The sequence below is a fragment of the Lysinibacillus xylanilyticus genome, assembly GCF_001708185.1.
GTDB classification, from domain to species: Bacteria; Bacillota; Bacilli; order Bacillales_A; family Planococcaceae; genus Lysinibacillus; species Lysinibacillus xylanilyticus_A.
This window is the reverse complement of the sequence record NZ_MDDN01000008.1, coordinates 70,431-85,763: the sequence shown is the minus strand read 5'-3', so window position 1 is coordinate 85,763 and position 15,333 is coordinate 70,431. Positions and strand designations below refer to the sequence as shown.

Annotated in this window: 13 protein-coding genes; 12 read left to right on the top strand and 1 reads right to left on the bottom strand. The window is 37.3% G+C overall.

Annotation, left to right across the window (positions count from 1 at the left end):
- Positions 1-325 precede the first annotated feature (325 nt).
- The 7 genes from BFJ97_RS15190 to BFJ97_RS15160 all read left to right on the top strand — a co-directional run bounded on the left by BFJ97_RS15190 (position 326) and on the right by BFJ97_RS15160 (position 8,447).
- Complete coding sequence (locus tag BFJ97_RS15190) at positions 326-2,509, top strand: helix-turn-helix domain-containing protein (protein WP_068985498.1); 2,184 nt, start codon at positions 326-328, stop codon at positions 2,507-2,509.
- Between the two features lie 605 nt (positions 2,510-3,114).
- Positions 3,115-3,525 (top strand): acyl-CoA thioesterase, encoded by a 411-nt coding sequence (locus BFJ97_RS15185; protein ID WP_068985497.1) that lies wholly within the window; start codon positions 3,115-3,117, stop codon positions 3,523-3,525.
- Between the two features lie 286 nt (positions 3,526-3,811).
- Positions 3,812-4,684: a branched-chain amino acid ABC transporter permease gene (locus BFJ97_RS15180; RefSeq protein ID WP_068985496.1), complete on the top strand. Its 873-nt coding sequence runs from the start codon at positions 3,812-3,814 to the stop codon at positions 4,682-4,684.
- 16 nt (positions 4,685-4,700) lie between these two features.
- Positions 4,701-5,741 (top strand): branched-chain amino acid ABC transporter permease, encoded by a 1,041-nt coding sequence (locus BFJ97_RS15175; RefSeq protein WP_175401772.1) that lies wholly within the window; start codon positions 4,701-4,703, stop codon positions 5,739-5,741.
- A gap of 2 nt (positions 5,742-5,743) precedes the next feature.
- Entirely contained in the window at positions 5,744-6,511 is a 768-nt protein-coding gene (locus BFJ97_RS15170) for an ABC transporter ATP-binding protein (RefSeq protein WP_068985495.1), read from the top strand.
- Positions 6,511-7,233, top strand: coding sequence for an ABC transporter ATP-binding protein (locus tag BFJ97_RS15165; protein ID WP_068985494.1), 723 nt, complete (start codon positions 6,511-6,513; stop codon positions 7,231-7,233). Before BFJ97_RS15170 ends, BFJ97_RS15165 begins: the two co-directional genes overlap by 1 nt.
- Before the next feature lie 47 nt (positions 7,234-7,280).
- Positions 7,281-8,447: an ABC transporter substrate-binding protein gene (locus BFJ97_RS15160; protein WP_068985493.1), complete on the top strand. Its 1,167-nt coding sequence runs from the start codon at positions 7,281-7,283 to the stop codon at positions 8,445-8,447.
- A 319-nt stretch (positions 8,448-8,766) separates the two neighbouring features.
- Here the strand turns inward: BFJ97_RS15160 and BFJ97_RS24250 are convergent, their stop codons facing one another.
- The gene (locus BFJ97_RS24250) at positions 8,767-9,186 is read right to left on the bottom strand and encodes a hypothetical protein (protein ID WP_139114456.1); all 420 of its coding nucleotides are present in this window, start codon (positions 9,184-9,186) and stop codon (positions 8,767-8,769) included.
- Between the two features lie 135 nt (positions 9,187-9,321).
- Between BFJ97_RS24250 and BFJ97_RS15150 the strand changes: the two genes are divergently transcribed.
- The 5 genes from BFJ97_RS15150 to BFJ97_RS15130 all read left to right on the top strand — a co-directional run bounded on the left by BFJ97_RS15150 (position 9,322) and on the right by BFJ97_RS15130 (position 15,051).
- Complete coding sequence (locus tag BFJ97_RS15150; RefSeq protein WP_068985491.1) at positions 9,322-10,551, top strand: FAD-dependent oxidoreductase; 1,230 nt, start codon at positions 9,322-9,324, stop codon at positions 10,549-10,551.
- Between the two features lie 39 nt (positions 10,552-10,590).
- Positions 10,591-11,139, top strand: coding sequence for a hypothetical protein (locus BFJ97_RS15145; RefSeq protein WP_068985490.1), 549 nt, complete (start codon positions 10,591-10,593; stop codon positions 11,137-11,139).
- Between the two features lie 438 nt (positions 11,140-11,577).
- Positions 11,578-12,456: a 3-hydroxyacyl-CoA dehydrogenase family protein gene (locus BFJ97_RS15140; RefSeq protein ID WP_068985489.1), complete on the top strand. Its 879-nt coding sequence runs from the start codon at positions 11,578-11,580 to the stop codon at positions 12,454-12,456.
- Entirely contained in the window at positions 12,453-13,232 is a 780-nt protein-coding gene (locus tag BFJ97_RS15135) for an enoyl-CoA hydratase/isomerase family protein (protein WP_068985488.1), read from the top strand. The genes BFJ97_RS15140 and BFJ97_RS15135 overlap by 4 nt, the downstream gene beginning before the upstream one ends.
- Positions 13,233-13,350: 118 nt before the next feature.
- Complete coding sequence (locus BFJ97_RS15130) at positions 13,351-15,051, top strand: acyl-CoA dehydrogenase family protein (protein ID WP_439098002.1); 1,701 nt, start codon at positions 13,351-13,353, stop codon at positions 15,049-15,051.
- Positions 15,052-15,333 lie beyond the last annotated feature (282 nt).

The following is a 15,333-nucleotide window of genomic DNA, read 5'->3' as shown; positions in this document are numbered from 1 at the left end:
AACTGCACCCCAATTATTAGACACACCATCTAACAATTGGAGTTGCAGTTTTTTTGTCTAAATTTATTGCAGAAGAAAAACGACAAGCTATTCAACGCTATTTGAACGGTAATGAAAAACGTTGTTAAAACGCTAACGATGACAGCTAACGGCTCTTAGTTAATAATCTAAGTTTACAAACAAACGTTCTTTTTTTGTTGCAATGGTCTATTTTTCTAGTATAACCCATTCAACTAGAAGCGGCGTATCAAAAAAGGTAGTACCACTTCTCATGTCGAATAGTTAATTACAAATATGCTTTTAGACAATAAGGGGGAACTTATACATGGGGGCGAATAAAGAAAAGATTATAAATAGACTTGAACATCATTTGCGAATGACATCGAGGCAATTGATTAAAATGGGGACGGAAGAAGAAGCGATTCATTATTTAATAGAGTCATTTAAATCAGAGCTATATTGTGATTTTGTTGGTGTGATTTTGGCGGATGCTGATGAATTCGTACCGAAAGCATGGGGTGGAAATGCGAATGAGTTTAGTCATGTTTTTCCTATGGAAATAGAAAAATGCTCACCGCTAATACTTGAGCAAAGTTTACATAGTAAAGAAACGAACAAACAGGAAGACTGTCTATTAATGGCTAAGTTAAAAGAAACGGGTGTAAAAACATGGTTTACAGTGCCTCTTACAGATGATGTACATCGATTTGGATATTGTATTATCGGATTTTTTACCTATGTACCTTTGCTTGAAATGGATAAAATATTTGATGAGTTCGGTAAAGATGTTGCGATTGCGATTTCTTTGGCAAGACGTAAGGACCAGCAATTAAGAAAAATTGAGGGAATTGAGTGGATTAGTCGAAACTTATCAATTAATCAGTCACTCAAGGAGAATATAAATGAATTTACTACCCAAGCTGGACTAGGGACAAATGCACAATCTGCCTGTATCTATTTATTTAATGAAAAAGAAAATTGTTTTGATTTACAAGTCCCTATATTTGGTATTAAAGATTTCGATGAAAAGATTATAGTGGATCATAAAAATACATTTAAAGAGTATTTTCCATTCATCGAAAAATCGGGTGGGCATCAAATAACGATCCCGATTATCGTTGATTTGAAAACAATCGGTGTTCTGCAAGTAGGAAATAAGAATGGCAATCTCCTATTTTCAGAAGACGATGTAAATACACTGAAATTATTAAGTGATCATATAGCGATTTTGCTCAAAAATGCGCTACTTTACAATTTAGAGAAAGATAATCGTAAACGGTTACAAATCCTCCTCGATTATCAGCAAGCTCTTGTGAAAGAAACGGTTGTCACTGATGATTTTCACGGTGTAACGAAAATGTTAGCTGAATTATATTGTGGTTCAGTGATTTTATTAGATCGTTTTTTCCATCCTATATCATACAAAATTGAAGAAAGTGAATTAGGGGATATTGGTAAGTTGAGAGAGGTATTGGAAAATGAACGTATAAGGACAGGGACGTTTAAAATATTGGAACAAGGCGGGCCTCCCTTTTTGATTTCGCCAATCAATGGTGTGAATGCGCTATTGGGCTATCTGGCAATTTGCATAAATAATGGAGATTTAGATGAATTTGATCAATTGACTGTGGAACTTTCAAGAAATATTTGTTCCATTCAGTTCATCAAGCAGAAACTTGTGTTGGATGCCGATAAACAGGCGAAAGATACATTGATGAGTAAATTACTTGTGAAAAATATTGAGGATGACCAAAGTATTTTGCAATATGCAAATCTTTTTCAATGGGATATTTTTAAGCCTCATCGTGTAGCAAATTTGTCAATCGACTTGGCTGAATCTGAAGTAGCTGGACTGAATTTATTTGAGCAAACAGTAAAAAAATCGATTGTTTGGGATTACATTAATGAAGGAATTACGCTGAAATCGAAGAAAATTTTAATGGCTACATTGAGTGAACACTATTTATTCATTGTGCCGATAGAGGATGAAAAAAATCGTAAACAGTTTTGGGCGGATTTTTACAAAAGAGTAAGAAAAGCAGTATCCAAAAGTATGATAAAGTGTGAAGTTTACTTAGGCATTGGGAGTAAGGTAGAAAATATGAATGAGTATTTCAATAGTTACGAACAATCATTGCAAGTATTAAATGTCGTTAAAAGCCGATTTAAATCTAAGGGCTATTCATTGTTTGAAGAAATAGGATCATACACAATCCTGCATGATCTAAACTCTTCAGTTGTCACTACATTCATTAAAAGTCAGTTGGGCATATTGCTTGATTTTACAGATAAAAAGAATGTTGATCTGCTTCAAACACTCAGCACTTACTTGCAGAATAACGGCAATGCAAAAGGTACCTCTGATGAGTTATTTATACATCGAAGCTCGTTACTTTACCGTTTAGAAAAGATTGAGAGTCTACTGGAAATAGATTTAAATGATTCAGAGACACGTTTTAACTTAATGATGGCAATCAAACTATACGATTTAAATCGACAGATCTTTTAATGTGGCCCTTGTAAGTGTGAGCTAAATCAAAAAAAGGCAATTCGTTCAAAACCGAACGAATTGCCTTTTTTCCTTTTCATATTTTTTACACCGTCATCTTCATTAAAGTCATAATTCTTTTGAGATTTACTGTCAATATGGCAGGGCCCCTTGCATTTTACATACTAAATAGATTCACAGATGGTGCCACATCATAACCGTGCCTCTGAACTCACTATTTTTCGCTTCAATTTTATAGCGTGATTTCGCATTCCCTTAAAATTCCTCACTTTTTTGAATCACTTCTTGATTTTTTGTTTAGTCGATTTAATTGTCGCAGTATAGGTTTTTTTTTGCCCCCCTGATTTTTATGGGTCGGTTTATTTTTTTATTTAACAATTTTGATGAAAAAAATAGAATGATTCCTACAGAGTGTACGTTTCAAATAAAATGATTGAAAAATATAATTACGATAACAATAAAAATTGTTACATTGTTACAGAATAGTTACAAAAAAGTGAAATATTGCAAATGTTTTAATGCATAAAAAGACTATTGGATTAAAGAGTAAAATCGATGCAAGTTGTTTGTAGATACAAGATTTATTCAAAATCAGGGGGGATAAAATGGCTGTAGATTACTCGTTTAAAGTAAGATTTGGCGATACGGATGCTGCGGGAATTGTTTTTTTTCCAAATTTTTATAGGTGGATGGACGAAGCAATGCATGAATTTTTTGCCGAGTTGGGACATCCAACATCTGAGTTATTATCCATAGAAAAAATTTCGACGCCACTTTTAGATTCTAAATGCGAATTTAAGACGCCACTTTTTTTCGAAGATGAGGTTAATGTGAAAACGGAAGTCATCGAGCTTCACAATAAAGTATTTAAATTATCTCATACATTTTATCGTGGAGAGACATTGATTGCTGAAGGGTACACATTACGTGCTTGGACTTCATTTAAAGAGAAACCAAAAGCATTTGCAATTCCAGAACATATTCGTGAAAAACTAACAGTACATCAAAAAATATGATCAGGTAGGAATGGAGATAGTCTTTTAATGCGGAAGACAAACGGATCATACAAAAGTTGAGGGTTTGAGTTTTTCAGAGTCTTCTATATTAGGAAATATAAAAGAGTCTAATTGCTTTAATTTTATTTTTATGAAAGCGTTATCTTTTTTGTGGGGGTCTTGTCGGAACCGTAGTACCAATAACTTAATAGTGAAGGAGAAATGGACGGATAGTAAGAAAGTGATTTTTGTCATCATTTTCAAAACCGACAATAATTTAGAGCTATTTCGAAAGGGGTTATATCAGATGGATTTGTTTTTACAATACTTAATTACTGGACTAACTGTGGGGAGTATTTATGCATTATTAGCTATTGGGTTTGTCACAATTTATAACGTTACAGGGGTATTGAATTTGGCGCAAGGAGAATTTGCAATGATTGGAGCATTATCTTGTGTCACATTTGTCAATTTGGGTATCCCAATCTTAGGTGCAATTCCACTTGCGATTTTGCTTACGGCCTTTATCGGCTTAGCGGTTGAAAGATTCGCTATAAATCCTGCTGGTAAAGCAACGCCGATAGTGTTGGTTGTTATTACATTAGGTGTTTCAACTTTTTTAAAAGGAATGGGTTTGATCATATGGGGAACATCTCCTAAATCTCTGCCACCGTTAGTTGAAAGTAAGTCAATCGAATTTTTTGGGGCTGTCGTAAATTCGCAAAGTTTATGGATTCTTGTAGTATTACTTGCACTTTTAATAGTGCTTTATTGGTTTTTTGAAAAAACATTTCTCGGTTCTGCTTTACGCGCAAGTGAAAAAAATCCACGTGCTGCAAGCTTAATGGGGATCAACACAAAAACGATGTCTATGATTGCTTTTACAATTGCTGCTGGATTAGGCGCTATAGCAGGTGTCATGATTGCCCCACTGACAGATGCAACTTATGAAATGGGCTTTTTTCTCGGTATAAAAGGTTTTGTAGCAATGATTTTCGGCGGAATGCACAGCATACCTGGAGCTGTTGCAGGCGGATTATTATTGGGCGTCATTGAAGCATTTTCGGGCGGGTACATCTCTACTTATTATACGGACGCATTGGCATTTGGTTTCTTATTGCTCGTTTTATTTTTCAGACCACAAGGATTGTTTACAAAGGCAACTGGAGAACGTGTTTAATAGGGGGGGATATATAGTGGAGAAAGTAGAAACAATTTTATATGGAAGGCGCTGGAAAAGCTTTTTAGGATTTATTGCATTGATTTTGATATTACCACTAGTTGTAAGTTCGCAATACGTATTTACGCTTTTGATTTTAATCGGGATTTATTGCATCATCACCATTGGTCTAAGTTTACTTATAGGTTACGCCGGGCAAATTTCGATAGGACACGCTGCATTTGTCGGAATTGGCGCATATGTTTCCGGTGTCTTAACAGTTAAATATAGCGTATCACCATGGGTTGCGATGGGAATTGGAATGGTCGCGACGTTCATCATTGCTTATTTAATAGGGATGCAAGTTCTAAAACTAAAAGGCCATATTTTGGCATTGGCTACTATTGCGATTAACATCATTGTATACATTTTATTGGTGGGGCTAAGCGATTATACAGGGGGAGCTGGTGGATTAGTCGGTATTCCAAATTTATCATTACTGGGACTGGACTTAGGAAACCAAGTGAACTTCTACTTCTTTGTTTGGAGTATTGTCTTTGTTGTTATCTTGTTTTCTACTAATATTATTCGTTCGAGTGTTGGGAGGATATTACGAAGCATTCATGATAGTGAAATTGGAACGGAGACACTAGGCGTTAATGTAACAAAATTTAAAGTAGCTATTTTCGCATTAAGTGCTATGTATGCTTCATTGGCGGGTAGTCTGTACGCGCATTACATTAATTTTATCGCACCACCGACATTTTACATTTCATTTTCAATTTTACTTCTTGTCATGGTGATGGTCGGTGGTGTCCATTCCATTTGGGGAGCAATTATCGGAACGGCTTCGATCATGTTTTTAAATGAAGTAATTCGTTTTGTAGGGCATACGTATTTCAATATTAATGGTGAAGTCGAAATTGTAGTTTATGGTTTAATCATAATACTTGTTATGATCTTCATACCTAAAGGCTTGGTTGGAATACTAGACGTCAGGAAAATATCACCTGTTAAAAGCTCTATAAAAAAAGATGTAACCATTAAGAAAAATGTTGCTTCTGAGAAAGGGGTTTAGATATGGGCAATTTACTCCAAGTTAACGGTTTAACAAAAAAGTTCGGTGGAGTAACAGCGGTGAATGATGTTAGCTTTCATGTCGGTGAAGGAGAAATTGTAGCTGTTATCGGCCCTAATGGAGCGGGGAAAACGACATTGTTTAATATGATTTCTTCATACATTCAACCGACTGACGGAGAAGTTCTTTTTAAAGGAAAAAAAATATCAGGGAGGAAAATTTTTGATTTGGCTCACCTTGGGATCTCCAGGACGTTTCAAAACTTGCAAATTTTCAGTAATATGACGGTTTTGGAAAACGTGATGATGGGGACTTCAGTGAATATAAAAACGAACGTTTTTAGTGCTGGATTCCGTCTTCCAACGGTAAAAAGAGATGAAGAATATGCATATAAAGCAGCTTATGAAGTATTGACGATGATGGAGATGAGTGATCTATTACATGAACAAGCTGGACAACTATCTTATGGATTGCAAAAGAAGTTGGAGTTCGCACGGGCAATTGTTTACAAACCACAGCTCATCATGTTGGACGAACCAATGGCAGGCCTGAATGATGCCGAGACAAATACAATGGCAGGATATATTAGTGATTTAAAAGAAAAAGGACATTCATTTTTATTTGTAGAGCATAAAATGGCGACAATTATGCAACTCGCCGATCGGATTGTGGTTCTTGATTTCGGGACGAAGATTGCGGAAGGTACCCCCGATGAAATACAAAAAAATGAAAAGGTAATTAGTGCTTATTTAGGAGAGGAGGCAATTTAATGTTCAAAGTTGAAAGTCTTAGTTCACGTATCGGGAAGATTCAAATTTTACATTCGCTCGACTTTCATGTGGACAAAGGAGAAATTGTATCCATTATTGGTGCTAATGGCGCAGGGAAAAGTACGTTATTAAATACATTAGCGGGCCTTTACACACCAGTCGAAGGAAAAGTAATACTTCAAGATGAGTTAATTAGTGGTCTTCCTGCCCACAAAATAGTTGGGAAAGGTTTATGTCTTGTTCCAGAGGGGCGTCAAGTTTTTCCAGGACACACCGTAAAGGAAAACCTGACGTTAGGGATTTACTCGAAATACTATAAAGACCGGAAACATGTAGAGGAGAATTTGGACAGAATGCTGGAGTTATTTCCAGGATTGAAAAAACATTATCATAGGATTGGCGGGAATTTGAGTGGTGGGGAGCAGCAGATGCTTGCGATTGGACGTGCGCTCATGTCTGATCCTAAAATAATTCTCCTAGATGAGCCATCGATGGGTTTAGCACCAAAAATAGTGAATGAAATTTTAGAGATTTTAGTGCGAATTAAAGAAGAAATGGGAACAATGGTCATTTTAGTAGAACAAAATGTTAAAGCAGCGTTAAAAGTGGCTGATCGTGCATACGTAATGGATCAAGGAAAATTCATAATGGACGGCACGAATGAAGAAATTAGTTCGAATCCCGAAGTGAAATCAGCATATCTAGGAATAAAGGTAGGGTAAGTGAACGAATTGTTTTGACAAAAAAATTGGGGGAGTGAAGGGTTTGTATGAAAAAATTTTTTATAGGTAAACTAGTTGCTATTTTATCTTTCGTTTTTCTATTAGTTGTTGCGGGATGTGGAATCGAGAATGCAGAGGAGACAAGCGGTGGGAAAAGTGAGGAAGGAGTTGTAAAAATTGGTGTGATTGTAGCTGAAACAGGTCCAGCATCAACACTTGGTAGTGCACAAGCAAAGACTGTGGAATTATTACAAAAACAATTAGATGAAGCAGGTCCAATTGATGGTAAGAAAGTTCAGCTTATCAAACAAGACTATGAAACGAATGATACAAAAGCGGTAGTCGCGATGGATAAATTAATTTCAGAAAATGTTGTAGCGGTTGTTGGAGCGACTCAATCAAGTACTACGATGGCCATTATACCAAAAGCCATTGAGAAAAAACTACCATTACTTACAATTGCACCGATTGAATCGGAAAGTGAGTATGTATATAGCATGGCACAAAGCACAACGGTCATTGCAATGCCGATTGTTGAATATTTAAAGAAGAATAATATTAAAAAAGTAGCGTGGGTGAATGCTTCTGACGGCTTCGGAGTAACTGGTATGCCAGCATTTGAAGCGTTGGCTAAGGAAAATGGCATCGAGATTATTGCTCATGAAGAGTTCGATGCTACTGCTACAGATATGACAATTCAATTGACAAAAGTTCGTAAAAAGAATCCCGAAGCGATCATCGTTTGGTCGAGAACACCTGGAGCTGGAATTATCGCTCGTAATTTTAAAGCGATGAATTTTGACATTCCGATGATTCAAAGTACGGCTGCTGCAAACCAAGGGTTCTTGGAACAAGTGAAGGATGACAATGAAAATATTATGGTCGTTGGTAGTAAACTAAGTGTTATAGATCAATTGCCAGATTCGGATCAAAAAGAAATGTTAAAGGCATTCAGTGATGCATATAAAAAAGAATTTAATAGTGAACCAGACTTATTCGCTGCACATCTTTTGGACGGTATAAATGTTGTTGTAAAAGCGATTAAAGCAGGAAATGTAACATCCGAAGATATTCATACTTATTTACAAAACGATTTAGGAAAATATTTAGGGGCTACGGGAACTTTTGATTTTGGTGTATCACAAGCAAGCCCTGAACCTGATGGAATATCTGTTTTAAGTATTGAAAATAATGATTGGAAGTTTACTGAGTAAATAAAGAGACCTATAACATTAAAAATTAATATAGATCTCTTTTTTTAAAAAGATAAGGGTATTATAAAGTATTTATGGTTTTTTGTGGTTCTTTACCAAAAGTTGTGGAGGACATTTTTTTAAATATATGCCTTGTATATTAGTTGATTGGAGTGAAGTCTGGGCGACTCCTTAGGGACAGCGTACAGATGAGCCTCTGAGCGAGCACCTAAGGGAACGAAGGCTAAAACCATCACGTCCTGTGATAACGCCTTTGTGACCAACATCTTGTTGCTGACGCTTCGCTTTCGCGCAAAAAACACTTGTTGCTGACGCTACGTTAGCACTGCGCTTTCGCACAAAAACACTTGTTGCTGACGCTGCGCTTTCGCACAAAAACACTTGTTGCTGACGCTGCGCTTTCGCACAAAAAACACTTGCTGCTGACGCTTCGCTTTCGCGCAAAAAACACTTGCTGCTGACGCTTCGCTTTCGCGCAAAAAACACTTGTTGCTATCGCTACGTTAGCACTGCGCTTTCGCACAAAAAACACTTGTTGCTGACGCTGCGCTTTCGCACAAAAAACACTTGTTGCTGACGCTGCGCTTTCGCACAAAAAACACTTGTTGCTGACGCTGCGCTTTCGCACAAAAAACACTTGCTGCTGACGCTTCGCTTTCGCGCAAAAAACACTTGTTGCTATCGCTACGTTAGCACTGCGCTTTCGCACAAAAAACATCTGTTGCTCGAAGCGGCTCATCGGACGCCCTTAGGAAAGCACCCAGTCGGAACGGAAATCAACCACACCTTATGGTGATGGACCTTTTTTATAGAAGTTTGATCACTAAAATCAGATTGAATACTATTTCAATTGCTTAAAAAGGGGATGTAATAAATGGTGAATGTGAAAAAAAGAAATGTAATTGTTGTAGGAGCTGGACCAGTTGGACTTACTGCGGCATTGGCCCTTCAAAAAAAAGGTATATCATGTGTAGTAATTGAATCGCAAGAAAAGGATACTCCGCGAGCTGGTAGCCGAGCGATCTATATTCATGGGGCATCGTTAAAGTTACTGGAAGAAACATCAAAAGGTCTTGGTTTTGAATTGTCCAAAGATGGAGTTATTTGGCCAATCAAAAGAACTTTATTCCGTGGAAAAGAAGTTTATGTGCGTAATTATGGGGTAACCAATACTCAAGATCCGACTAAATTACCACATTTTGCATCGCTTCATCAACATAAGATAGAAAAGCATATTTACAATGCTTGTTCTGAGGCTGGTGTTGAATTTGTATGGGGAGAATCTGCAAAGGATCTAGACATTACAGATGGAGGCGTCAAGTTAACAACGGCTTCTGGTGAGATTTGGGAAGCAGATTATATAATCGGCTGCGATGGTGCACGCTCTGTCGTGCGTGAACAGTCTGGTATTCAATTTGAAGGTCCGCGTACGAATGATACATTCATAGTCGTTGATATTGAAGAGGATGAAAATGATCCAATGTCTATTGAACGGATCTTCCATTATCAGCACCCGGCAATGGAACGCCGTAACGTAATGTTTGTTCCATTTAAGGGAGGCATGCGTGTCGATCTTCAATTGTTAGCTGAAGATAAGGTTGAAGATTACGGCACAGAAGAAAGTGTGAAAGAGTGGCTTCCAAAAGTGATGAATCCAAAATATGCAGAACGAGTTACTTGGGTGTCCTCGTACCGTTTCCATCAAGTAGTTGTCGATTCATTTACGGATGAAAAGCGCCGTATCTTGCTAGCGGGAGAGGCAGCTCATTTATTCGCTCCTTTCGGTGCACGTGGATTGAATTCTGGAATACCTGATGCAATTATTGCAGTTCGTGGTATCGAACAGGCAATAAAAGCAACTAGTGAAGCAGAACGTTGTCAAGCTATTGTTGAAGCGGCCACTGAACGGAGAATTGCAGCATTGTGGAATCGAGATGGATCGACAACTGCGCTTCATCACTTACAGGGCGATTCGCGAGAAATGAATATGAAGCGCGAACTTGCAGCTTCACTCGTTTCAATCGTTCCGACTCTAGGACGCTGGCTCGATGAAGGTCCATATGGTCCGAAATTCGGTCCACCTGAACTGACAACAAAATACTAATGGTAATTAATACTTGAAGTTGAAAAGGAGGATTATCGCATGGTGTTGATTAGTGAGAATAAGTTTGGTTCGAAAGCGCAGTCAATCAATGAGATAGCTGAACGATTATCTGCTATAGACTGGTACGAAAAAGCAGGGTATAAAGAAAAGATTGCCGAAGAAGCATTACAACGCTTAATGCAGAAGTTGCAAGTGGATGATTACGAAATTCAGTGGGTAACCAAAGAGCAGACATCAGAAACAATTAGTAAACTGACATTTGATAATAGCAACCTATGGAAAGTTTTGAGTGGTCTTCCAGATCAATTGAAAAAAAAAATTGATGAAGCAGGTCAAGCAGATTTGCTTAAAATAGCAATTGAATCCGTACCGCAAGCAGTTTTTCATGCAACATTTCAAAAAGCATTCCAAGAATTTGGTGATGAAAAGCAGGTTAATTTCTTTGTAGGACACGCCATGTACATTGCAGTTCTCGTTTGTACAGCAGAACTTGCAGGTGAGGAAGATTTGTTTATTCCTTTGCTTGAATTGCTTGAAATGGGTCACGTACCTGTGGGTCTAGATGGAAATAGGATTTATCTATTGTAATATGAAACAACATATTTATACTTCGTAACTTACAACAGAAAAGCTGTACCGGAGCTACCTCCAGTACAGCTTTTTTTATTTATTATTGTAATAGAAAAAGAGAATCGTAATGTGAAAAGTTCTATTTTGAGAAGGAGGATGACTTGAATAAGGGATTTATGTGAGTTAAAACTTATTTCCTTTGTCCATTGTCTCTTATTTTCCAGGCATTCTTTATTCCTGTAGAGGTTTACCTATGGCTAATATGATCAGGGAGAAGGTGGTATGAAGATTCATGGATTTATATAAGGGATTTCAAAGGTAACACTTATGAATGAAAAGTAAGAAATTCATATTATTTGATGAAAGAAGATCTCGTTTTCCTACACTATGTAGATACAATGCGAAAAATTGTCTGTATATAATGAAAATATAGAAAAAAGTTAGGGGAGATAAATAATGATCATTAAAACAATTGGTGTAGTCGGCGCTGGTTCTATGGGTGCAGGTATTGCAAATCTTGCCGCATTAAATGGCTTTAACGTAGTTTTGCGAGATATTGAAGACAGGTATTTAGAAGGGGCCATGGCTCGACTTAATAAATTTATGTCAAAAAGTGTTGAGCGAGGAAAAATGACTGAGGAGCAAAAGCAGGAAACACTTACGCGCATCCAGACAACTACAAAGCTTGAAGATTTGAAAGATGTCGATATTGTTATTGAAGCAGTTCTTGAAGATCTCGATTTAAAGAAAGAGGTATTCTCACAACTTGATGTAATTGTTAGAGACGATGTCATATTAACGACGAATACATCATCCATGTCCATAACAGAAATTGCGGCTGCAACGAAACGTCCGGATCGTGTCGCAGGTATGCATTTTTTCAACCCTGCACAATTAATGAAGCTAGTAGAAATCGTACGCGGTTACGAAACGAGTGATGATACAGTGTCTGCTTTGAAAGCGCTGTCACTTCAACTAAGGAAAGAAGTTGTGGAAGTCAAAAAAGATACGCCTGGATTTATTGTCAACCGCATTATGATTCCTCAGTTTATCGAGGCGATTCGTCTTTTAGAAGAAGGTGTAGCATCTGCAGAAGATATTGATAAAGCAGTGAAATTTGGCTTGAACTACCCTATGGGACCATTTGAATTACAAGACTATGCTGGTGTCGATATCGGCTACCATGTAATGGAATATTTCAACAATGAATTTAACGATCCACGCTTTGCACCACCTTTACTAATGAAACAAATGATGAGAGCTGGTCGTTTCGGTAAGAAATCAGGAGCAGGATTTTACGATTATAAAGAAAAAAAGGAGCTGGTGGAAAAATGATATATAAATCTTTGTTAGTGGAAGTTGAAAATAATATAGCTACAATAACGATTAACCGTCCACCTGTAAATCCTCTAAATACTCAAGTTTTCAATGAGTTATCTGATGTGTTCAGTAAGTTGGATGAAGAGGATGATGTTCGGGCAATTATTTTAACTGGCAGTGGTGAAAAAGCATTTGTTGCTGGTGCAGATATTTCCGAAATGGCGGGATTGGATCTTGTTGGAATCAATAAGATGAATAAAGTATCTAGATCAGTATTCACACAAATAGAAAATTCAACTAAGCCAGTCATAGCAGCGTTGAATGGAATGGCACTTGGTGGTGGACTAGAACTTGCTCTGGTGTGTGACTTACGTATTAGCACTGAAAAAGCAAAGTTCGCATTCCCTGAAGTAGGTCTTGGAATAATTCCTGGCGGAGGAGGCACTCAGCGATTACCTAAAATTGTTGGGCAGGGGATAGCGAAAGAACTCCTCTATTTTGGAGAAATGTTCGATGCTGTTCGTGCACTTGAATTGGGTATTGTAAATAAAGTTGTGCCAGCTGAAGAAGTAATACCTGTTGCAAAAGAATGGGCAAAAAAACTTGCTCAAAAGCCACCAGTTGCCCTGCAAATGGTAAAACAGGCCGTCAATGCAGGAAGTAATACAGATATCGAGTCTGGGTTAATCATTGAAGCAGCATGTTTTGGTAATGCATTTTCAACAGAAGATCGAAAAGAAGGGTTGAATGCATTCGTTGAGAAGAGAAAGCCGGTTTATACTGGTCGTTAATAAAACTAATAAATATAGAAACGTTCATATAGAAAGTCATCAGGTTCTTCATTTTCTATAAAACTTTGGTAAGACAGTGAATAACCAAACTTCTAGATGGAAGGAGTGAAAGAAAGTGTTGATAGAAGAAAAGGAGACTAATAGCTTCTTATCCAGAAGTATTGTTCCAGAAGATATATTCACACCGGAAGATTTTAGTGAAGAGCATAAAATGATTGCCGATATGACTGAGAAGTTTGTGGTGAATAAAGTTATGCCTGCACTAAAAAAAATTGAAAATCAAGAATTCGATGAAACGGTCCGTCTTATTAAAGAAGCGGGAGAACTTGGACTAATCGGTGCCGATATTCCGGAACTAGATGGCGGATTGAACCTCGGGAAAGTGTGTGGCGCAATCATTTCTGAGAAGATGGCTATTAGCCGTTCTTTTTCCATTACATTTGGGGGACAAACTGGAATTGGGGCACTACCAATCGCTTACTTTGGAAATAAGGAACAAAAAGATAAATATTTGCCTGTTTTATTAACTGGAGAAAAGATTGCTGCGTATGCGCTGACGGAGCCATCTGCTGGAACTGATGCAATGGGACTGAAAACAACTGCCAAGTTATCAGCTGATGGAAAATATTATGTGCTGAACGGAGAAAAACAGTGGATTACAAATTCGGCATTTGCAGATATCTTTATTGTTTATGCAAAAATAGGCGACGCTAAAATAACGACATTTATCGTTGAAAAAGAGTACGAGGGTTTAACGACTGGTCCTGAAGAGAAAAAAATGGGGCTGAAAGGATCGTCAACTCGTTCACTCATCTTGGAAAATGTAAAAGTACCGGTAGAAAATGTGATTGGAGAAATTGGTCGTGGTCATATCATCGCTTTTAATGTCTTAAATATTGGTCGTTTTAAATTATCTTCAGCAACACTTGGTATTTCCAAACGATCGATTGAACTTGCGACAAAGTATGCCAATGAGCGTAAACAGTTTCACAAGTCAATTTCTAGTTTTAATTTGATCAAACAAAAAATTGCAGATATGACGATTCAAACATATGCCAATGAAAGTAGCGTCTATCGCACGGCTGGTGCAATGCAAAAAGGTTTTGAGGAAATGAAAGACAACGGTGTGGGTTATGGTGAAACGATTGCAGGTTTTGCTGTCGAATGTTCGATGAATAAAGTTTTGTCTTCTGAAACGCTAGATTTTGTCATCGATGAAGCTGTTCAAATTCATGGTGGGTATGGCTATATGGGTGAATATGAGGTAGAAACTCTTTACCGTGATTCACGTATCAATCGAATTTTTGAAGGTACAAATGAAATAAACAGAATCATAATAGCTTCTACATTGTTGAAAAGTTATGTTGCAAAAAATCATTCAGTACATCCTGAAAATGGTCCACTTCAACATGAAAAACAGACACTCCGTCTTTTGAAGGATTATTACCATGTGACAATCCAAGCGATTCATCAGGCTAGTATCGATAATATGAATGAAGAGCAAGAAATTGCGGCATTCCTTGCAAATCTTGCAATTGGTATTTACACAAGTGAAAGTGCCATCCTGCGTGCTGAAAAAGCAATCAAGCAGTCTGGGGAAGAACAAAATGGACAAAAATTAGATTGTGCAAAAGTCTTTATTCATGAAATTGCGCAACGGAGTGCAATTGCAGGGTTAAATTTACTTAATCATCTTAACGATCATGAGGAGTTCTCACATGCAACGGGACGCCTGATTGCAAGTAGTAAAGAAAATATAGTTGAAACAAAAAGGCGTATTGCTGATCGAGTAATTGCGGTAGAACGCTATATGATTTAATTAATACGAAGAAGAGGTACTGAAAAACTGAAAAGGAGAATTTTTAACAGTTGTGTTATTGGGGAAAAATAGGTTTTTTATTGAGTAATAAAAGGAATTTTTTTGTTGCTTCATTTGCCTGTATATTCCTATTTTAGCTGAGTATAGTGTAGGGTTACTAGACTCCCGCCCACAGGAAAGCGAGTAGCCCGTAGCGGAAATCAGTCATTTAAATGTATAAAAATGCTTAATCGACACACCTAAATTTTTCCCAATATTCAGAATGAGAGAGAAAGTCGAGCC

What these genes read in the sequence shown, in the direction of transcription:
- BFJ97_RS15190 (WP_068985498.1), top strand. Translation starts at nt 326, where the DNA reads ATGGGGGCGAATAAAGAAAAGATTATAAATAGACTTGAACATCATTTG.
- BFJ97_RS15185 (WP_068985497.1), top strand. Translation starts at nt 3,115, where the DNA reads ATGGCTGTAGATTACTCGTTTAAAGTAAGATTTGGCGATACGGATGCT.
- BFJ97_RS15180 (WP_068985496.1), top strand. Translation starts at nt 3,812, where the DNA reads ATGGATTTGTTTTTACAATACTTAATTACTGGACTAACTGTGGGGAGT.
- BFJ97_RS15170 (WP_068985495.1), top strand. Translation starts at nt 5,744, where the DNA reads ATGGGCAATTTACTCCAAGTTAACGGTTTAACAAAAAAGTTCGGTGGA.
- BFJ97_RS15165 (WP_068985494.1), top strand. Translation starts at nt 6,511, where the DNA reads ATGTTCAAAGTTGAAAGTCTTAGTTCACGTATCGGGAAGATTCAAATT.
- BFJ97_RS15160 (WP_068985493.1), top strand. Translation starts at nt 7,281, where the DNA reads ATGAAAAAATTTTTTATAGGTAAACTAGTTGCTATTTTATCTTTCGTT.
- BFJ97_RS24250 (WP_139114456.1), bottom strand. Translation starts at nt 9,186, where the DNA reads ATGAGCCGCTTCGAGCAACAGATGTTTTTTGTGCGAAAGCGCAGTGCT.
- BFJ97_RS15150 (WP_068985491.1), top strand. Translation starts at nt 9,322, where the DNA reads ATGGTGAATGTGAAAAAAAGAAATGTAATTGTTGTAGGAGCTGGACCA.
- BFJ97_RS15145 (WP_068985490.1), top strand. Translation starts at nt 10,591, where the DNA reads ATGGTGTTGATTAGTGAGAATAAGTTTGGTTCGAAAGCGCAGTCAATC.
- BFJ97_RS15140 (WP_068985489.1), top strand. Translation starts at nt 11,578, where the DNA reads ATGATCATTAAAACAATTGGTGTAGTCGGCGCTGGTTCTATGGGTGCA.
- BFJ97_RS15135 (WP_068985488.1), top strand. Translation starts at nt 12,453, where the DNA reads ATGATATATAAATCTTTGTTAGTGGAAGTTGAAAATAATATAGCTACA.